We start from the raw sequence: 19222 nt of genomic DNA, 5'->3' as shown, positions 1-19222 counted from the left end.
AAATATCGAAAGGGAATTAATGCATTGGATTTTTTCCATTTTACTTTTTATACCCTGACGCTGTTGGTGATAACCGGGGGAATAGTCGGATTTCTCCTGGCTCTGACCGGGGGAGGCGGATCCATCGTCTGCGTGCCCTTGCTGCTGTATATGGTGAAAATCCCGGATACGCACTTGGTTATAGGCACCAGTGCCATGTCCGTTGCCATTAGCGCGCTGATCAATCTTTTTGTTCATGCCGCCAAAGGAAACGTCCGGTGGCGGACCGGCGTTACCGTTTCGCTGGTGGCGGTGGTGGGAACGCTGGCGGGCTCTCAGGTGGGAAAAATGACGGACGGGCACCATTTAACCCTGCCATTCTCTCTGCTGATGCTGGTTGTCGCCGGATTGACGCTGAAAAAAAATCATCGGGCAGGCAACGGATTACCGTCCTCCCATCCGACATTTCATCCCGCCATCGTGTGGCCCAGCGTACTGGCGCTGGGCGCGGTGGCCGGTTTTTTGGGCATCGGCGGCGGATTTTTGGTGGTGCCGGCGCTGCTCTGGTTCTTCCGCTTTTCGCTGGTTGAAGCGGTGGCGACCTCACTGGTCGTGGTTTCCGCCATGGGATTATCGACAAGCGCAAGCTATGCCATGTCCGGCAAGGTGTCGCTGGTCATTACCTGCTGGCTCATCGTCGGCGGCGTTCTGGGGGGCGTCGTGGGGGTGGCGCTCACCGAGCGCCTGAAAAAACGCGAGGACATTATCCGTGTGCTCTATGCCGGCATGTTGTTGGCGCTGGCTCTTTATATGCTTTTTAAAAGCCTATAAAACAAAAGGAAAAAATATGCACATCCGTACTTACCATCATCAGCTCTCCTTTTCGGGGGCGCCCGCAGCGAATGATTTCGCCATCCTGCATCAACAAGGCTATCGGTTTATCGTCAACAATCGGCCAGATGAAGAGCCGGGCGAGTACCTTAACCATCAACAAGAAAAAGCGTTGGCTGAGCAATGGGGAATGGGCTACGTCTATCTGCCTTACACATTCGACACGCTGAGCTGGGAGACCGTTTATACCTTCCATTACCTGTTGCGGCGGGGTGAGAAGACCCTGGCGCATTGCAGGAGCGGAGCGCGTTCTGCCTGCCTTTCCCTGCTGTATGCGCTGCGCGAAGGCCAGATAGACGAAGCGCAATTTCGCAGCCAGTGCGCAGAGTATGGCGCCGATGCCGATAAGGCGCTCAGCTGGTATGGCCGGCATCAGGCCGTTCAGCCTCACGCGCAAGTGCACGCGTTTTATGAGCCGGAAAGCGGCAGCCTGCAGTATGTCGTCGCCGATCCCGCAGCGCGTCGCTGCGCCATCATCGACCCGGTGCTGGATTTTGATCGCCGATCGGGCACGGTCTCGCATCAGCAGGCCCGCACCATTTTAAGCTTTATCCAGCAGCAAGGATGGGGAGTGGCCTGGGTGCTGGATACGCACCCGCATGCCGACCATTTTTCTGCCGCCACCTGGCTGGCGCAGAAAACCGGCGCCCTCACCGGCATAGGCGAAAAAATTACCGCTGTGCAGGGGCTGTGGCAAGACATCTATAATTTGAAGGAACTGCCTCCCGCCGAGACCCTGTGGGATGCGCTGTTTGCGGATGGGGACGTCTTTTTTATCGGCAACCTGCGTGCTGAAGTCTTGCTGTCTCCTGGCCACACCCTGGCGTCCGTCACTTATCACATCGCCGATGCGGCGTTTATTCACGATACGTTTTTCATGCCGGACAGCGGCACCGCAAGGGCCGATTTCCCCGGCGGGAATGCGGAAGCCCTGTGGGATTCGTTGCAGCGGATCTTGAGCCTGCCAGCGGATACCCGCCTGTTTACCGGCCATGATTATCGCCCGGCGGGGCGTGAGGCCCGCTGGGAAAGCACCGTGCGAGAGCAGCGCGAGAACAACCCCTGGGTGGCCAACATGGATAAAGCCCAATTTATCGCGCAAAGAAAGCAGCGAGACGCCACGTTGCCGCATCCGGAATTGATGCTGATGGCGCTGCAGGTCAATATTCGCGGCGGCGTTCTGCCAGATTGCGAAGATAATGGGCGGCACTACCTCAAAATCCCAGTTAATCGCTTCAAGGGATAAATCAAGCCGTGGAGGCGCGATCGTTCACGGCTGCCAACCTCGAGGCGATCGCGCCGTCTGTTAATGGTTTTTTATGAAATAAGCAGACTGATTCATATTTAATTATTTGTTTTTACACAAAACACGCGGCGCTTGCCCTCACCGAATACAGTCACTACATTAACAACTGTACTTCCCACTCTGCTAAGGAAAACACCATGAAAGCTGCCGTAGTGACGAAAAACCATACCGTAGACATTCAGGATAAAGTGCTGCGCCCGCTGAAGCACGGCGAAGCGGCGTTGAAAATGGAGTGTTGCGGGGTGTGCCACACCGATTTGCACGTGAAAAATGGCGATTTCGGTGAGGTGCCGGGCATTACGTTGGGGCATGAGGGCATCGGCGTGGTCTCCGCCGTCGGTGAGGGCGTCACCTCGTTAAAAGTGGGTGACCGCGCCAGCGTCGCCTGGTTTTACCAGGGGTGCGGCCATTGCGAATACTGCGTCAGCGGCAACGAGACCCTGTGCCGCTCGGTGAAAAACGCCGGCTATAGCGTTGACGGCGGCATGGCGGAAGAGTGCATCGTGGTGGCGGACTACGCGGTGAAAGTGCCGGATGGGCTCGATTCTTTCGCCGCCAGCAGCATCACCTGCGCCGGCGTCACCACCTACAAGGCGGTGAAGATTTCCGATATCAAACCGGGGCAGTGGATCGCCATCTACGGCTTGGGCGGGCTGGGCAACCTGGCGCTGCAGTATGCCAAGAACGTGTTTAACGCCAAAGTGATCGCCATCGACGTCAACGACGGTCAGTTGGAGTTCGCCAAACAGATCGGCGCCGATCTGACCATCAACTCCAAAACGCAAAACGCGGAGGAGATCATTCAGCAGCAAACCGGCGGCGCTCACGCGGCGGTGGTGACGGCGGTGGCGAAAGCCGCCTTCAACTCGGCGGTGAATGCGGTGCGCGCCGGCGGTAAAGTGGTGGCCGTGGGGCTGCCGCCGGAGAGCATGGATCTGAGCATTCCGCGCCTGGTGCTGGACGGCATTCAGGTGGTGGGTTCGCTGGTGGGCACACGCGAAGATCTGAAGGAGGCGTTCCAGTTCGCCGCCGAAGGCAAGGTGACGCCGAAAGTGACCAAGCGGCCGCTGGGGGATATCAACGCCATCTTCGACGAGATGAAGGCGGGCACCATTCGCGGTCGCATGGTGATCGATCTCGGCATGACGAAGTAGGCCACGCGAAAAAAGAAGGCCACCTGCGGGTGGCCTTCTTGTCATTACGCCGGATTCAGAACAGGCCCAGCGGCTTGGCGTCGTAGCTGACCAGCAGGTTTTTCACCTGTTGATAGTGCGACAGCGCCGCCTTGTGGGTTTCGCGTCCGATGCCGGAGTTCTTGTAGCCGCCGAACGCGGCGTGCGCCGGGTACAGGTGGTAGCAGTTGGTCCACACGCGCCCGGCCTTGATCGCGCGGCCCATGCGGTAAGCGCGGTTGATGTCGCGGGTCCACAGCCCGGCGCCCAGCCCAAACTCGGTGTCGTTGGCCAGCGCCAGGGCTTCGGCCTCATCCTTGAAGGTGGTGACGCCAATCACCGGCCCGAAGATCTCCTCGCGGAAGAAACGCATGCTGTTGTTGCCGGTAATCAGCGTCGGCTGCAGGTAGAAACCGTTTTGCACTTCGTCGCCGCGCTGAGCGGGCTCGCCGCCCGCAACGATTTTGCCTCCCTCGTTTTTAGCGATCTCGATATAGGACAGGATCTTGTCGTACTGCTGTTTTGACGCCTGGGCGCCGATCATGGTCTCGGTGTCGAAGGGATCGCCCTGGCGGATGGTGGCGATACGCGCCAGCACTTTCTCCATAAACTGCGGGTAGATGGATTCCTGGATCAGCGCGCGTGAAGGGCAGGTGCACACCTCCCCCTGGTTGAAGAAGCCCAGCACCAGCCCCTCAACCGCTTTGTCGATAAACTCCGGTTCCGCCTGCATGATGTCTTCAAAATAAATGTTCGGCGATTTTCCGCCCAGCTCGACGGTGCTGGGGATGATGTTCTCCGCCGCACAGGCGAGGATGTGGCGGCCGACCGGCGTGGAGCCGGTGAAGGCGATTTTTTCGATGCGTTTGCTGCGCGCCAGCGCTTCGCCGGCCTCGGCGCCGAAACCTTGTACCACGTTGAGCACGCCCGGCGGCAGCAGATCGCCGATCTCTTCCATCAGCACGCTGATGCCGAGCGGCGTTTGTTCCGCCGGTTTCAGCACCACGCAGTTACCGCCCGCCAGCGCCGGCGCCAGTTTCCAGGCGGCCATCAGCAGCGGGAAGTTCCACGGAATGATCTGGCCGACCACGCCCAGCGGTTCATAGATATGGTAGGCCACGGTGTTCTGGTCGATCTCCGCCGCGGTGCCTTCCTGCGCGCGCAGGCAACCGGCAAAGTAACGGAAATGGTCGACCGCCAACGGCAGATCGGCATTCAGGGTTTCGCGGATCGGTTTGCCGTTGTCCCAGGTTTCGGTCAGCGCCAGCATCTCCAGCCGCGATTCGATGCGATCGGCGATCGCCAGCAGCACGTTGGAACGCTCCTGCACGCTGGTTTTACCCCAGGCGTCCGCCGCCGCATGCGCCGCGTCAAGCGCCAGCTCGATGTCTTTGGCGTCGGAACGCGGGAATTCGGCGATCGGCTGGCCGGTCACCGGCGAGGTGTTGGTGAAGTAGTTGCCGGATACCGGTTCGACGAATTTGCCGCCAATGTAGTTGCCATAGCGTTTGCGGAACGAAACCAGCGAGCCAGGCAAACCGGGGTGGACATATTTCATGTTAAGCACCTCTCTGCAGATGAAAAGCGGCGCTATTGGGCTGCGCCTGTGAATGCGGCATGTCGCCGCAGCAAAGAGAAGCACGGCGCGTGCCAGATTAGCGACAGAGGTAGCATCCGTAAAAAAAAGAACGAGTTATTAAAACATTAAGCATTGAGAGGGCTGAGAACTTCGGGTGGCGCCGCCGTCGCCGATGATTTTTTGTGTCCCGTGTCGCAACGCCTGATACACATTTATGATACACATTTGCAACACTCGCGAACGGGGGAGAAACGCATGTTGTCTGACGACCGCTTGCCCGCAGAGGGCGCCAGCTTGCTGACCCAGCCGTTGGCGGAATCCTGGCAACGCAGCCAGGGTTATGGCTTGACGCGCACCGATCAACATATCCCGTTTATCAAAGCCGGATTGCTCGAAGAGCTGCGCAGCCGCAACGATTGGGTGCCGCAGCGGGTACAGCCGCTGATCGAGCAGCTGGGCGCGCAAATTACGCGCCAGCCCGCCATTGTGGTGATCGCCGACGCCGACGGGTTGGTGCTGGAAACCCGCGGCAATACCGACTTTCTGCATAAGGCGTCGCGCTTTGCGCTGGCGCCGGGCAACCAGTGGGGAGAAGCGGAGCGGGGCACCAACGCCATCGGCACCGCGCTGGCGCTGGGCGCGTTCTGCGAAGTGCGCGGCGACCAGCATTTTCTCAACCAAAATGCCGGATTGAACTGCACCGCCGCACCGATCTATCGGCCGGATGGCCGCATTGCCGGCATACTGGATCTCTCCGCACCCGCGCAGCGCCCGTACCGCGATGCACAGCGCCTGATCATGCAGGCGGTGCGGCATATCGAACACCGCTGGGTCAGAAGCGCGATCGCCGACCGCCACTGGACGCTGCGTCTGCACACCGATGCCCGCTGCCTGGGCAGCGCGCAAGAGCTGCTGCTGGTGTTTCACGACGAAGTGCTGATCGCCGCCAATCGACTGGCGATGATGGAGTTCCAGCTCTCGTCGGCCTCATTCGGCTCCGTTGAGTTCACCCAGCTGTTTCCCGACCTGTTGCGACAGCCTTCCGGGGCACCGCGCCAGACGCTGGCCGGCAATCAACAGCACTATTATTCGTTGCTTGAGGCGCCGCAGCGACGCGTCAGCGCTCTGCGTTCTGCGCCGCCGGCGGAACGGCACGACGAGCAGCATCAGAAAGCGCTGCGCATTCTCAACGCCGGCCTTTCGCTGTGCGTGACCGGCGAAACCGGCTGCGGTAAAGAGCATTTCAGCCGCCGCCTGTTTCAAGAGAGCCGCTGGCGCAACGGCAACTTCGTGGCGATCAACTGCGCGGCGCTGCCTGAGCCGCTGATCGAATCCGAACTGTTTGGCTATGCGCCGGGGGCGTTTACCGGCGCCAATCCGAAAGGCTACATCGGCAAGATCCGCGAGGCGGACGGCGGCGTGCTGTTTCTCGATGAAATCGGTGACATGCCGGCGGGTCTGCAAACGCGCCTGCTGCGGGTGTTACAGGAAAAAACGGTCACCCCGCTCGGCAGCCGCAGCGCTTATCCGGTCGAATTCGTGCTGGTCTGCGCCACGCACCACGATCTGCATCGGCAGGTGGAAGCGGGGGCGTTTCGCGAGGATTTGCTGTACCGCATACAGGAATACAGCCTGCGCATTCCGCCGCTCAGAGAGCGGGCGCAGCTGGAAGCCTTCATTTTGCAGCTGTGGCGAGAGCTGGGCGGCGAGCGGCGCGACATTCGTCTGTTGCCGGAGGCGCTGGCGATGCTGGCGCGCTATCCGTGGCCCGGCAACGTGCGGCAACTGTTGAGCACGCTCAAGGTGCTGCTGGCGCTGGCGGACGATCATGCGGTGCTTACCCTGGACGATCTTCCTCAGTCCATCGCGGTGCTGGCGCCACGGCAAGAGAACGCCGATACCGATCTGGGGGCGCTGCAGGCGGCGATCGACAGGGCGGGCGGCAATCTCAGCCGGGCGGCGAAGGCGCTCGGCGTTTCACGCAGCACGCTGTACCGCAAGCTGGGGAGGCAGAAAACGGCGGCGGAATAAGGCGGCGCGATTGAGCGGCGATAAGGCCCCGCTGCGCGGGGCCTGTTGCTCTCTCAATCCCCCAGCCCCGGCGGGTTAATCTCGGAATGGGCAATCTTCTCGTCGCTCTCCGCCCAGCGATCCAGCACCTGCAGATAGCTGCCGTTGGCGATGGCGCTGTTGAGCGAAGCCTGCACCGCGTCCACCAGGCCGTTGCCTTTCTTCAGCGTGACGGCGATGTTGGCGGTCTTCGGCCAGCCGCCGGGCACGATGCCCACCAGCCGGGTTTTGCCGGTCAGCCGCGCCTGATAAGCGCCGGAAACGTTGGGCCCGAAGGTGGCGTCGGCGCGGCCGGACTGAATAGCCAGCGTGGAGGCGGCCTTGTCGGTGACATACACCGGCTGCAGCGGCGCCAGCCCCTTGGCGCGGTTCTCTTTGTCCCAGGCCAGCAGCACCGCTTCCTGATTGGTGCCGGAGTCGACGATGATCTTTTTACCGGCGATATCCGGCGCGGTTTTGATCTGGGTGATTTTACTGTCGGATTTGACGTAGAAACCCAGCGTATCCTGCCGATAGGTGGCGAAATCGAATTTGGTCTTGCGTTCGTTGGTCACGGTGATGTTGTAAACCGCGGCGTCATATTTGCCGGAGGCCACCCCCAGCGGCCAGTCTTCCCACGAGGTGGGCACCAGCTTGAGTTTTAACCCCAAACCGTCGGCCACCAGGCGCGCAATGTCCGCCTCGCTGCCAATCACCGTTTTATTGTCGCGGGCGTACAGGCCGAACGGCGGGCCGCTGCCCAGCAGAGAAATGGCGACCGTCAGCGTGCCGGGTTCCACGAACCGGAAGCCGGCGGGGATTTTGGCCACGGCTTCGGCGCTCTTCACCGTGTGGATCGGCGTTTCGTTGGCGACGAGATCCACGCCTGGTGCGGCGGCGGCGGAAAAACTCAGCAGCGCCGCAATCACTATCATCTTTTTGCTATATATCATTATGTTAATTACCTTCATTATTATGGGTGTCACACGGTCGTTGCACTATCTCTAAAGGCGGCAGATCTGTGAACGAACAAAATCAACTAACCAATCTTGGAAAAATCATGAGGCGCCTCTGGCGGCGCTGAATCGATCGAGGATGCACCATGTCGTCGCGTTTCGCTACGTTGGGCCGCATACCGCGCGGCGTGTGGGTATTGGGTGGCGTGAGCCTGCTGATGGACGTTTCCTCGGAGATGATCCATAGCCTGTTGCCGCTGTTTATGGCGACGACGCTCGGTGCCAGCGTGATCGTCATCGGGTTGATCGAAGGGCTGGCGGAGGCGACGGCGTTGATCGTCAAGGTGTTCTCCGGCGTGCTCAGCGATTACCTCGGCAAACGCAAGGGGCTGGCGCTGCTGGGCTACGGGCTGGGCGCCATCAGCAAACCGTTTTTCGCCATCGCGTCGTCGTCCGGCATGGTGATGAGCGCGCGCCTGCTGGATCGCGTGGGCAAAGGCATCCGCGGGGCGCCGCGCGATGCCCTGGTGGCCGACGTGACGCCGCCGGAGATCCGCGGCGCGGCTTTCGGGCTACGCCAGTCGCTGGATACCGTCGGTGCCTTTTTAGGGCCGCTGCTGGCCGTCGGCCTGATGCTGCTGTGGCACAACGATTTTCGCGCCATCTTCTGGGTGGCGGCGATCCCGGCGGCGCTGGCGATTGCGCTGCTGTTTTTCGGCCTGAAAGAGCCGGCCACCGCGATAATCCACAAGCGCACCAACCCGATCACCCGCGCCAACCTGCGGCTGCTGGGGCGCAGCTATTGGTGGGTGGTGAGCATCGGCGCGATCTTTACGCTGGCGCGCTTCAGTGAAGCGTTCCTGGTGTTGAAGGCGCAGCAGGGCGGCACGCCGCTGGCGCTGATCCCGCTGGTGATGGTCGCCATGAATCTGGTCTACGCCTGTTCGGCCTATCCGTTCGGTAAATTGTCCGACCGCATGAGCCATGAAGGATTGCTGAAAGCCGGGCTGCTGGTGCTGATCGCCGCCGATCTGGTATTGGCGCTGAGCGATCATTGGGGCGGGGTGCTGTTTGGCGTGGCGCTGTGGGGCGTGCACATGGGCATGACGCAGGGACTGTTGGCGGCGATGGTGGCGCACACTGCGCCGGCGCACCTGCGCGGCACCGCGTTCGGCATGTTCAATCTGATCGGTGGCGTGGCATTGCTGCTGGCGAGTCTCGGGGCCGGAGCCCTGTGGGAGCTGTTCGGTTCCGCCTCCACCTTCTACGCCGGGGCGCTCATCTGCGTGGTGACGCTTATCGGCATGAAGCTGGCGCCGTTCGGCGAACGGCGGCCGTGAAAGCGGCGGCGCTCAACGCCGCCGCGCGGTTTACGCCGGATGGGCGTCATTCTCGTTGCCGCCAATCGCCAGGTAATCCGTGTAGATTTGCGGCGCGCCGGAGAACGACGCCAGTGTTTTCCACTCGTCGTACATGCGTTCGGTGTCCTGATGCTCGGCCACGAACCTGAGCGCTTGCTCGGTTGAAACATCGAGCTCCGGATGGAACGCGTTGAGCGACGCCAGACTTTCAATGATCAGCATCACCGCGTATTGGTCCAGCCGGTTGCCGCTCTGGCCCTTCAGCAGGTGAAACTTCCAGCCCGGGTAGTCTTCCACGCGGTGGATGTTGTCGGTAATGAACCGTTCAAACCGCTCGGGCGAGACCCCTGCTTTAAGCGCCAGGTTATGAATGCCGATGACACGCTGAATACTTTCCTTCCCCGGTTCGCTGCGGTAATTGGGGCCGGGCGGCAATGAACTGCGGCTATTCTCGGCCACCAGACGGTAACAGGTGTAAAGGGTCGGCAGTTCGGCGAAGGTCGCGAAGGTTTTCCACTCCTCAATCAGCGCGGCGGCCTCCGGACGCTGCCGCCAAAAGGCGTGCGCCTCGTCGGTCAGCTCGCCGTTGCCGTCGATATAGCGCGCGTAGGTGGCGGCGTCTTTAGCCTGATAAACCATCAGGTACTGATTTTCACGCTCGCCGCGCAGGCCGCGCAGCAGCGTCCATCGCCAGCCGGGATAGGCCGGGATGGCGACGCCTTTACGGCGAACGAACGCTTCGAAACGATCCGAGGCGACGCCCCGTTTCAGGTTGATTCCCACGTAGTGCAGGGAGAAAACTGGCGTGGTTGATGCATGCATTAAACGATCCTCGCAAGTTAAGTTAGTGAGATGTGTTCGTCACGGCTTTGGCGCTGATGCTGACCAGCAACAGGCACAGCAGCGTGCAGCCGAACGCCAGGGCCAGGCTGGTGTAATTGGCGATAAAACCGATCAGCGCCGGGCCGGTTAATAAGCCGAGATAGCCGACCAGCGTCACGGCCGGAAACGCTTGGCCAGGCGGCACCTGTTTTTGATTGCCGACGGCGTTGAACAGAATGGGAACGATGTTGGCGATGCCCAGGCCGGCGAGCATCAACCCGCCAAAGGCGGCCGATGCCAGAGGGACGGTGACGGTCAACAGCACGCCTGCCGCAGCGCACAGGCTGCCGAGCAGCAGAGTGCGGAAGCGCCCGACGGCGCCGATCAGCCTGTCGCCATACAGCCGCCCGCAGGCCACGGCGACGGCGTACAGCGTGAACCCGATCCCCGCCTGCGATTTGGCCACGCCGCGCTCGGCATGCAGGAATAATGCCGACCAGTCGAGCATCGCCCCCTCGGTCAGGAACACGAAGAAACAGAGCAGGGCGATAAACAGGATCTTGCCGTGGGCCAGCGCCCACCGCGCGCCGCCCCGTCGCCGCTCGCCGATGCTGCCGTGCGCCAGTAAATCGCCGGCGACGATCAGCAGCAGGATCGCGATGAGGAGGGCGATCAGGCCGATGGCCTGGGCCGGGGCGAGGCCCGCCAGCAGCAACAGACTGACGCCGCCGGCGCCGGCAATGCCGCCAAGGCTGTAGAAGCCATGAAAACCGGACATTTTCGCCTGGCCGCTCTCCCGCTCGACGATTATCGCCTGTGAGTTCATCGCCACATCCATGATGCCGTTGACGGCGCCAAATACCCCCAATGCCGCCCCCATCAACAGCGGAGCATCGAGTAACGCCAACAGCGGCAAGTCGATGCACAGCAAGGCGCCTGCGCCCAGCAACACGGCACGGCACCCCAGTTTGGCGATCAGATAACCGGCGAAGGGCATGATCGCCATGGAGCCGGCGGCGAGGCAAAACAGCAGCAAACCGAGCGCGCCGTCATCGATGCCCAATCGCGCTTTCACGAAAGGGATCAACGGCGCCCAGGCAGCCATGCCCAACCCGGCGAGGAAGAAGATCGCTCGGGTGGCGATTTGCCGGCGATGATTCTCTGCGGCCTCGCCGGTTAGCCAAGGCAGCATCATGACGATCGGCTCTGTGCGACGGACAGATAATCGGTATAAATCTGCGGTGAACCGGAAAATGACGCCAGTTGCTTCCACTCTTCATACATTTGCTTGGTGTCGCGATGCGCTTTGGCGAAGGTTGCCGCTTCGGCGGTGGCGATATCGGGCTCCGGATAGAACACGTCCAGCGCCGCCAGGCTGACGATTTCCATCATCACCGCGTACTGGTCGAGCCGATTGCCGCGCTCTCCCTTCAGCAAGTGAAACTTCCAGCCCGGATAATCCTCAATGCGATGGTGATTTTCGGCGATAAAGCGTTCGAATTGCGCCGGGGTCACGCCTTCGCGCAGCGCCAGATTGTGGATGCCGATAATGCGCGCCTCAGGCGGTTCGCCCGGCCGTTCCCGGTAGCGCGGGCCGGGCGGCACGTCGCTTTTTCTGTTCTCAGCCAGCAGGCGATAATCGCTGAACAGCGTCGGTAGCAGGCTGTAGGTGCCCAGTTTTCGCCACTCGGCGAGGATTTCCTGCGCGGCGGCATGCCGCCGCCAGAATTCGTGCGCGTGCGCCGTTCTCTGCCCGGTGGCGGTGACGTAACGATCGCGCTGCTCGGCGCTGTCAATCTCGTACAGCATCAGGTATTGCCCGACGCGTTCGCCGCGCAGGCCGCGCAGCAACGTCCAGCGCCAGCCGGGATAACAGGGGATATGTACGCCTTGTTCGCGCACGAAGGTTTCAAACTGTTGTGGCGTGACGCCGGCTTCGGTATCGATGCCGATGTAATAGAAGCTGAATACCGGTTTGGGATCGGAGACTATCGTCGTCATCTTTCACTCCTGATTGGCGAATGCGGCGGAAAATTGGGTATTGATAATGGCTTCGACCAGCGTGACGCCGATGGGCGTGAGCGTCACGCACGGGCCATCGACGGTGACCAGCGCTTTATCTACCAGGATTTTCAACGTGCGGCGGATGACCGGGTTGGCAAACAGGCTGTTGCCGTCAAAGCGCCGTTTAAACACCCGATCGTCCACCGGCAGCAAGGTGGAGAGCGCCATTTTGAAGGCGTTCACTTCACGCTGGATCGGGGAGAAACCGCGGCTTTCCTCGATGGGCAGGCGGTCTTGGTTGAGCGCTTCCTTGTACTTCTTGTAACCGGTGATGTTGATGGCTTCGGATCGCGTCGATTTGGAGCTGCCGCCCAAACCGATCGCCACTTCCGGATACTGCTTGTCGAGATCGGTGATGAGCGCTTTCCACTTTTCCGGCTGTTGATCATTGCGGTGAAAATACATGGTGGGGTGTTCGGTATAGCCGCCATTCAGGTAGTTCTCGACCAGCTCGCGCATTTGGTACTGTTTGCCCAGCCCAGGGAAGCGCAGGTTGTTGATGCTGAGCAGCCCCTTTTTCTGCCACAGGCTTTCGCGCTCGCCCGAGACGCCGGTGCGATTTTTAATAAACTCATCCATGTGCAGCTTGGTGCAGACGACGTGCGACAGATTCAGCTCGAGGGTTTTTTCCATGTCGTATTTCACGTCGTCCACGCTTTGGCCCAGCATGCCGTAAATGAGATCCACGCTGACCCAATCAATGCCGAGCGCGCGCGCGTGATGAATGGTCTCCACGCACTCTTCGGCCGAGTGCATGCGCCCGCAGGCGGTGATGATGTCGTCATTGAAGGATTGGGTGCCGAAACTGATTTTGCTGAAGCCGAGCTCTTTCAGCAGCGCCAGATAGGCTTTGTTCAGGGTGCCGGGCTCCCCTTCGAAGCGCAGGGTGGCGTTGGTGAAGTTAAAGTGGCTGAAGTAGAAGGCCATCATGCGGCGCAGCTCCGGCTCCGGCAGCAAGGACGGCGTGCCGCCAAAGACGTTGAATTCGCCGATCTCCACTTCGGCCAGGCTGGGCACGCGCGCCAGCCACATTTGCGCCTCCTTGATGTTGAAATCGACCAAATCGCGAAATACCGCCTGAGAGGCGGGCGCCTTGGGATTGAGGATCACCGTGGGGTACTGACAAAAATGGCAGCGATAGCGGCAGGTCGGGATATAGGCCCAGAGGTGGATTTTGCCCGCCTGGCGAATGTCGGCCTCCATATCGGCAAAAAACGCGGCCAGCGGGTAGTCGACGAGATCGCCGGGGAACACGTGACAGCCGAACGGATCCTTATGGACGTACTCCAGAAAGGCCCGGTTTTCCGGTTGCGCCAGGAACGCGTTCACCCGCGGCGTGGGATAGTTTTCATCGATATCCAGCAATGAGTGCAAGGCTTCGTCGTTCATCAGAATACCCCTCCGTTGCCGAAATAGTTGTGGGCTTCGCCGGACTCGCGGTCTTCACAGAAGTAATAAACAAAGCGGGTGAAATCCTCGTCTTTGATCGTATCGAAGCAGGCCGGCAATGCGGGCGGGAAGCCGATATCGTCACCGACGGCGCGCCGCATGGCGGCAAACAGCGCATCGCGAAATTCGAGGTAGAGCCGATAGGCGGGGGTTTTGTAGGCATGGATCGGTTTGAAATCGATGATGCGCATCTCGTGTTTCAGCTCGTGAATGCGGCGGTAGAGGCTGTCGGCCAGCGAACCGGAGAAGAAATCGCGCACTTCGCTGTTTTCCAACAGCAGATACGGATTGAGCAGCACCGGCAGTAAGATATTCTTTGGCGTGTAGTCCTTGACCGAGTAGTCCCAGGCCAGTTTCGCCTCCGCCGGCGTGGCGTCCGCCAGCGCGGTTTTCTGCCGCTCAACGTCCGGCCGGACGTCCTTCATGATAATGATGCCGTCCTTACCGTAGGCGATGCCGTTGATCACCTCATCGAGAATGGTGTCCACCCGGCGGCTGTTGATCTCAACGTAAGCATGGCGAGCGTAAACCGGCTTGCCGCCGTAGGCGATGACCTTAATGCCGAAGTCCCAGTCGTCGGACAGGTGTTCGACAAAGCGGCCATGGTTGAGCTGGTAGAAGATTTCGATGCCGCCTACCGCGTCATACAGGCTGCGCTCCACCCCGAACCCTTTGCCGTCGGGGAAGCCGCCGAACAGGGAGAACGAAAATTCGCGCAGACGCAGCGTTTTTTGGATCTCGCGGAACAGGTTGGGGCGGTGCTCAAACTCTGCGGGAGGGTAGTAATAGTTGCAGGTGCCCAGGTCGCCTTGTTGCTCGATCATGGTATTCACCAGCTCGTAAAGCCAAAATGCATCCACGGTGCAATCGGCATCGGCGGAAACGATATAGTGCTTGCGTTTATTTCCCAGCCGGCTGTCGCGGGCTTTAGAACGCAGCGACGCATAGTCCATGCCGCGTTTTCTGGCCGAGGAGACACCCTGCACCGTTTCGGCGATAACATGAATGGCCATAGCCGGATGCCTTTCACTAAACGCGTTTATTTTAGCGACGGAATCATCGGTGGAGTTGTTATCAACGACAATCAGTTCGTAAGTGTCGTGGGTGATTAATTCATTCTTGGTGTGCTGATTGAACAGCGAAAGTAAAACCGCCTCAATACGGTCGCTTTCATTATAAACGGGCAGTACGACAGACACAAAAACAGTATCACGCATAGATCCTCCAAGGGCTAATGAAAGTCCACAGTTAGAAATGGCTTGTCTGAAAATGAAATGTCACGTTATTCGATGATTAGCTGATATTTAAGAACTCCATGACGTTGTTGGATAAAATTCGCTTGCCCAGCGCGTAATTCTTTTCCGCCACGCGCTTCATCTGCTCCTTGTTATTAATGAATCGGTAGACTTCCTGGATGAATTCGTCGTTCGGCGGCCCATCCTGTAACTCGGAGATCGGCATGACGGGCGCTTCAAACCCATGCCGGCCGTAGACTTCGTGATAATATTCGTAGCGAGTGGTGATATAGCAACGGCGGCAACTGATCGCTTCACCGATAGGATTGCCATAGCTATCATAATCATACGAGGTGAGAAAAGAGACCAGGTCGCAAGAGTGATAGAGGTCCTCTATGCAAAACGCGTCGTTTTCCGAGCGCATATCGACATGGGGAAGCATGCCGACGAATTTGACATAGGGGAGAACATTCAGTTCCTGCGCCAATTTGGCGAGTTGCAGATAACATGACGGGTTTTCATATTCATTGCCGGCGATCGCCAAATAGGCGCGTCGAGTGTTGTGGTCGCGGATAAATAAATCATTAAGCCGGCTGATCAGCATAATATCGCGGTCCAATCTTTTCTGAGGGATGATGCGGGTGGTTCTGGCAATGAGAAGATCATTATCGCGAATATTCATCTGCTTTCTGACATTCGTTATTTCGTGACTGTCCGAGAAGTCATAGGTATTTTTCTTTACCTCGACATGGACATCATGATTGCACCAGGCCTCCAGCTTTTGCTTCAGATCGTGATTGAGCGTGACATAGGTAATGTATTTTGAAGGGATAGGTTTGATGGCGTGAGAATAAGGTGGCGGGCCGTATTTGAGCACCTTTTTTTCGCTGTTCCACATCAGGTCATGATCGCGCCAGATGACGAAACGCGTCAGTCGATAACGTCGGCCATAATCTTCGATCGCCAGATACAGCGCTTTGGTATAGATGATGTTTTCCGGCAGCGTGCCGTTTTCCACCACCACATGGCTGACTGCGAGCGCTTCCCATTGGGCGACGAGGCGATCCGCCAGCTGCCGCGCCGTCAACGCGATGGTATGCAACAAAGCGGCTTTTTCTTGCTCGTCAATGGGCGTTTTCTGGCCGATCAACGCCGCGTGTGCGTAGTCGAGAAAGGCGGGGTGGTAATCTGGAATCGACGTGATGTCGTCCAGGCGGACCAGCGTAAAGACATCGCGGTAGATGTCATGCTCATGCTGATAGGGTTTATTAAAGTTTCCCTTATCAATCTTGATGTCGTATCCCAGATCAAGATAAGAGCGAAATCCACAGGCTTGCAGTCGTTTGGCAATCTTCATTGCTTCCACCGTGATCCCCGAGACCGAGACGGCATCGAACGAAATGAACATTGCATTCTTCTCTTGCCTTTCGTGCATCGCAGTACCTCCTGCTATTATTTGTAGTGCATTGATTTAAATTAACTATTTCTTAACAAGTCTCCGGTAACGTTCCCAATTGAGTGGAAAAAGAATCGTTTTGACGCTCTGGAATACACTCAAATCTGACAGAACGGAAGCTTAACCGTTCAAAAATGTAAAGATACGTTTATGCTTTGTGAGGGCTCTCACAAATATTCCGGTGCGGGAGGCGTGAAACAAGCAGAGGAAAAGAGGGGGGATCAACCCCCCGAATGTGGGGCATGCGATGCCGATTTAACGATTCGCCATGCCGCCTTCGGCAGGCTGAAGTATCGCCTGCAGCAACTCGGGCACCTGCTGGGACTCCACCGCCCGGCTGAACAGAAAACCCTGGCCGATATGGAAACCGGCTTCGCACAGCGTTTGGCGCTGCTGCTCGGTTTCCACGCCTTCGGCGATGATATCGATCGACAGTTTTTGACCGAGAATGCCGATGCTTTCCACGATCGCCAGGATCGCCGGTTCGGTGTTCATGCGTTGAATAAAGTCGCAGTCCAGCTTAATGCAGTCCAGCGGGTAATCCATGATATGGCTGAATGAGGAGTGGCCGGTGCCAAAGTCGTCCAGCGCGATGCGGATACCCATCTCTTTGAGCATTTGCAGCGCGCGCAGTACGTATTTCGAACCGTGCTTGTTGAACGCGTGTTCGGTCACTTCCAGTTCGATCAGGTGATGGGGAATGCGGAACTTCAGCAGACGTTGCAGGAAGGTTTCGGCGTAGTTGTCGCGTAAAAACTCGATCGGCGACACATTCAGCGAAATAGGCCGCACCGCCACGCCGGCCGCGCGCCAACGGGCGATATCGGCGAAGACTTTCAGCTGCATGGCTTCGCTGATCTTGGTTGCCAATTCGTAGTCGTTGAACGCCTCGCTTACCGTCGCCGGCAGCTGTACGCCGTTTTGCGGGCAGTGCCAGCGCAGCAGCGCTTCAAAGCCGACGATGCTGCCGTCGATCAGGCAGACTTTCGGTTGGTAGCTGGGGCGGATGCAGTTGTCGCGTACGATCTGGCGCGCGTAGTTGAGCTGGCTGGCGCGGGCGCGCGCTTTGTCCATCATCTTGCGATCGAACATGTAGACGCCGCCGCGGCCGCCGTCTTTCAGTTCATACAACGCGGTATCGGCGCATTTCATCAGCTCCGAAGCGTCGCGAGCGTCTTTGGGATAGATGGCGCCGCCGATGCTCATGCCGCAATGCAGCGTCTTGCCGCCGTGGGTGATCGGCGTCTCCAACTGCAGCAGAAACTTGTTGGCGATGCGGAAAATATCCTGCTCGTTTTCGACATCGCTGATCACCACGGCGAACTCGTCGCCGCCGAGGCGGGAGACGAACGAATGCGCATTCATGCAGGCGCTGAGCCTTTTACCCAAGATCCGCAGCAGATGGTCGCCCGCCGCGTGGCCCAGCGTGTCGTTCACCAGCTTGAAGTGGTCAAGATCCAGCAGCATCAGCCCAAGCGACTTTTTGCCGTGCAGGGCGCGCTTCATCTCTTGCTTCAGCTTTTTCTTGAATAAGCGCCGGTTGGGCAGGCCGGTCAATTCGTCATATTCGCTGGCGAGCAACAGACGTTGTTCCATCACGCGTTGCGACGTCACGTCGCGCGAGACGCACAAGATCTCGGCCACGGCGCCGTGTTCATCGCTGACCGGTGTGAGAATGTTGTCCCAGTGCTGTTTTTTACCCTGCGGCGTCACGCTCAATCCGGTGAAGCGCGCATTTTTTCCGGCTCTGACGTTGCGCAGCGCCTTGCTGCCGCGGCGACGGATCTCGGGGGACAGCAGCCCCAGCCAGGGCATGCCAAACTCTTTTTGCGCCGGATCAAGACCGAGCGCCAGGCTGCCGGAGCGATTCATGTGGCGCAGCGTGCCGTCGTGATTGATCACTTTGATGCAGTCGACGCTGGCGTCCAGCATGTCTTGCTGGATAGAGAGCGCCTGAACGTTTTGCTGGCGTTGCAGCATTTGCGGATGGATGTCGGTGGCGGTGAGGTACCAGCTGGGCTCCTGCGCCATGCCGTCCTGACGGGCGTTAAACGCCAGCATAAACCACCGGTAGGCGCCGCTGCGCTCGCGCAGACGGGCTTCGCCGGCGAACGAGGAGAGGGCAACGATCGCCTGGCGCCATTGCGCGGCCAGGCGATCGCGATCGTCGGGATGCAGTGCATCGAGCCAGTCTGCGGCGGCGTGCTCACCGGCGATGGCGCCGGTATAGTCGCGCCACTGCTTATTGAAGTAACCGCCAAGGCGGTTGCCGAAGCAAATCAGACCCGGCAAGTCGTCTACGATTTCGCTATAGAGATCAATCGGATTTTTGTTATTACTCTGCTTGGGCAACAGGGTCATGCGGTATTTCCTCGGAAAATTACCCATATTCTTGCTCTATAGCAGAGCCTCTTTCAATATAGTCATTGCCAATGAAAATGGGAATAGCCAGCGGGCGCGGCTAAGAACCAGCCTGGTAGCATGAAATAGATTACGCAAGAACGCATTAGGAATACTCCTGTTATTTATAAGCCCCTCTTATATTGCATCGAAAAATAAGTGCTCCGACCACGATGTTTTACTGTCTGAAAAAGTAATCAATATTGATGTTTCAATGTGGCGAAATGTTTAGCTGCCATGCTGTTGTTGCGCTCGGCATTTTGCTTGCGCTATGCACCAATACTGAAGAAATCCTCGCTTATGGCGGTGATGCTCACCATTTTATGCACGTTTCAACAGGCGCCAAAGCACGGTTCCCGGGCGATGACGAGAAAAGTGATGATATAAATCAAGAAATGTTTTGTTTCATCTGTTGACACTTTGCTGACGTGTGAGATAGCCTCGCGAATGATAATCATTAGCAAAACTGGATGGTGTCGCAAATGCATTCACGTAATGATCCC

14 protein-coding genes are annotated in these 19222 nt (G+C 58.7%); 5 read left to right on the top strand and 9 right to left on the bottom strand.

Features of this window, described 5'->3' with window-relative positions:
* Positions 1–24: 24 nt before the first annotated feature.
* The 3 genes from ACMGF9_RS11870 (at position 25) to adhP (ending at position 3330) form a co-directional block, all read left to right on the top strand.
* Positions 25–810 carry a sulfite exporter TauE/SafE family protein gene (locus ACMGF9_RS11870; protein WP_075685354.1) on the top strand — a complete coding sequence of 262 codons (786 nt, stop codon included), beginning with the start codon at positions 25–27 and terminating at the stop codon, positions 808–810.
* Positions 811–826: 16 nt separating this feature from the next.
* Positions 827–2116 carry a bifunctional sulfur transferase/dioxygenase Blh gene (blh, locus tag ACMGF9_RS11865; protein WP_414160253.1) on the top strand — a complete coding sequence of 430 codons (1290 nt, stop codon included), beginning with the start codon at positions 827–829 and terminating at the stop codon, positions 2114–2116.
* A 197-nt stretch (positions 2117–2313) separates the two neighbouring features.
* Positions 2314–3330 carry an alcohol dehydrogenase AdhP gene (adhP, locus tag ACMGF9_RS11860; protein WP_118892049.1) on the top strand — a complete coding sequence of 339 codons (1017 nt, stop codon included), beginning with the start codon at positions 2314–2316 and terminating at the stop codon, positions 3328–3330.
* 55 nt (positions 3331–3385) lie between these two features.
* Here adhP and ACMGF9_RS11855 read toward each other — a convergent pair whose 3' ends face one another.
* Positions 3386–4906 carry an aldehyde dehydrogenase family protein gene (locus ACMGF9_RS11855; protein WP_015377854.1) on the bottom strand — a complete coding sequence of 507 codons (1521 nt, stop codon included), beginning with the start codon at positions 4904–4906 and terminating at the stop codon, positions 3386–3388.
* Between the two features lie 276 nt (positions 4907–5182).
* Between ACMGF9_RS11855 and ACMGF9_RS11850 the strand changes: the two genes are divergently transcribed.
* Entirely contained in the window at positions 5183–6958 is a 1776-nt protein-coding gene (locus ACMGF9_RS11850; protein WP_414160252.1) for a sigma-54-dependent Fis family transcriptional regulator, read from the top strand.
* A 53-nt stretch (positions 6959–7011) separates the two neighbouring features.
* On the opposite strand, the gene ACMGF9_RS11845 is transcribed toward ACMGF9_RS11850, so the two are convergent.
* Entirely contained in the window at positions 7012–7929 is a 918-nt protein-coding gene (locus ACMGF9_RS11845; RefSeq protein WP_021504584.1) for an ABC transporter substrate-binding protein, read from the bottom strand.
* 149 nt (positions 7930–8078) lie between these two features.
* On the opposite strand from ACMGF9_RS11845, the gene ACMGF9_RS11840 reads away from it, so the two are divergent.
* Positions 8079–9272 (top strand): MFS transporter, encoded by a 1194-nt coding sequence (locus ACMGF9_RS11840; protein ID WP_118892048.1) that lies wholly within the window; start codon positions 8079–8081, stop codon positions 9270–9272.
* A gap of 30 nt (positions 9273–9302) precedes the next feature.
* Here the strand turns inward: ACMGF9_RS11840 and ACMGF9_RS11835 are convergent, their stop codons facing one another.
* The 7 genes from ACMGF9_RS11835 to ACMGF9_RS11805 all read right to left on the bottom strand — a co-directional run bounded on the left by ACMGF9_RS11835 (position 9303) and on the right by ACMGF9_RS11805 (position 18680).
* Entirely contained in the window at positions 9303–10115 is an 813-nt protein-coding gene (locus ACMGF9_RS11835; RefSeq protein WP_069100349.1) for a hypothetical protein, read from the bottom strand.
* A gap of 22 nt (positions 10116–10137) precedes the next feature.
* Positions 10138–11310: an MFS transporter gene (locus ACMGF9_RS11830; protein ID WP_414160251.1), complete on the bottom strand. Its 1173-nt coding sequence runs from the start codon at positions 11308–11310 to the stop codon at positions 10138–10140.
* Positions 11307–12116 carry a hypothetical protein gene (locus tag ACMGF9_RS11825; protein ID WP_049188829.1) on the bottom strand — a complete coding sequence of 270 codons (810 nt, stop codon included), beginning with the start codon at positions 12114–12116 and terminating at the stop codon, positions 11307–11309. Before ACMGF9_RS11825 ends, ACMGF9_RS11830 begins: the two co-directional genes overlap by 4 nt.
* Positions 12117–12119: 3 nt before the next feature.
* Positions 12120–13568, bottom strand: a complete 1449-nt coding sequence (locus tag ACMGF9_RS11820) for a radical SAM protein (RefSeq protein WP_044031246.1) — start codon at positions 13566–13568, stop codon at positions 12120–12122.
* Positions 13568–14845 (bottom strand): glycosyltransferase family 2 protein, encoded by a 1278-nt coding sequence (locus ACMGF9_RS11815; protein ID WP_031299974.1) that lies wholly within the window; start codon positions 14843–14845, stop codon positions 13568–13570. The genes ACMGF9_RS11820 and ACMGF9_RS11815 overlap by 1 nt, the downstream gene beginning before the upstream one ends.
* Before the next feature lie 76 nt (positions 14846–14921).
* Positions 14922–16271, bottom strand: a complete 1350-nt coding sequence (locus tag ACMGF9_RS11810; RefSeq protein WP_226882959.1) for a glycosyltransferase — start codon at positions 16269–16271, stop codon at positions 14922–14924.
* A gap of 303 nt (positions 16272–16574) precedes the next feature.
* Positions 16575–18680, bottom strand: coding sequence for a putative bifunctional diguanylate cyclase/phosphodiesterase (locus tag ACMGF9_RS11805; protein WP_414160250.1), 2106 nt, complete (start codon positions 18678–18680; stop codon positions 16575–16577).
* Positions 18681–19222 lie beyond the last annotated feature (542 nt).

Origin of the sequence: Serratia sp. BNK-23 (assembly GCF_047456145.1) — a bacterium.
Taxonomy (GTDB): Bacteria; Pseudomonadota; Gammaproteobacteria; order Enterobacterales; family Enterobacteriaceae; genus Serratia; species Serratia nematodiphila.
Note: the sequence above shows the minus strand (reverse complement) of the source record. Positions and strands in the feature narration are given on the sequence as shown.

Coding starts and splice junctions, on each gene's coding strand:
- blh (WP_414160253.1), top strand. CDS start 827: ATGCACATCCGTACTTACCATCATCAGCTCTCCTTTTCGGGGGCGCCC.
- adhP (WP_118892049.1), top strand. CDS start 2,314: ATGAAAGCTGCCGTAGTGACGAAAAACCATACCGTAGACATTCAGGAT.
- ACMGF9_RS11855 (WP_015377854.1), bottom strand. CDS start 4,906: ATGAAATATGTCCACCCCGGTTTGCCTGGCTCGCTGGTTTCGTTCCGC.
- ACMGF9_RS11850 (WP_414160252.1), top strand. CDS start 5,183: ATGTTGTCTGACGACCGCTTGCCCGCAGAGGGCGCCAGCTTGCTGACC.
- ACMGF9_RS11845 (WP_021504584.1), bottom strand. CDS start 7,929: ATGATATATAGCAAAAAGATGATAGTGATTGCGGCGCTGCTGAGTTTT.
- ACMGF9_RS11840 (WP_118892048.1), top strand. CDS start 8,079: ATGTCGTCGCGTTTCGCTACGTTGGGCCGCATACCGCGCGGCGTGTGG.
- ACMGF9_RS11835 (WP_069100349.1), bottom strand. CDS start 10,115: ATGCATGCATCAACCACGCCAGTTTTCTCCCTGCACTACGTGGGAATC.
- ACMGF9_RS11830 (WP_414160251.1), bottom strand. CDS start 11,310: ATGATGCTGCCTTGGCTAACCGGCGAGGCCGCAGAGAATCATCGCCGG.
- ACMGF9_RS11825 (WP_049188829.1), bottom strand. CDS start 12,116: ATGACGACGATAGTCTCCGATCCCAAACCGGTATTCAGCTTCTATTAC.
- ACMGF9_RS11820 (WP_044031246.1), bottom strand. CDS start 13,568: ATGAACGACGAAGCCTTGCACTCATTGCTGGATATCGATGAAAACTAT.
- ACMGF9_RS11815 (WP_031299974.1), bottom strand. CDS start 14,845: ATGCGTGATACTGTTTTTGTGTCTGTCGTACTGCCCGTTTATAATGAA.
- ACMGF9_RS11810 (WP_226882959.1), bottom strand. CDS start 16,271: ATGTTCATTTCGTTCGATGCCGTCTCGGTCTCGGGGATCACGGTGGAA.
- ACMGF9_RS11805 (WP_414160250.1), bottom strand. CDS start 18,680: ATGACCCTGTTGCCCAAGCAGAGTAATAACAAAAATCCGATTGATCTC.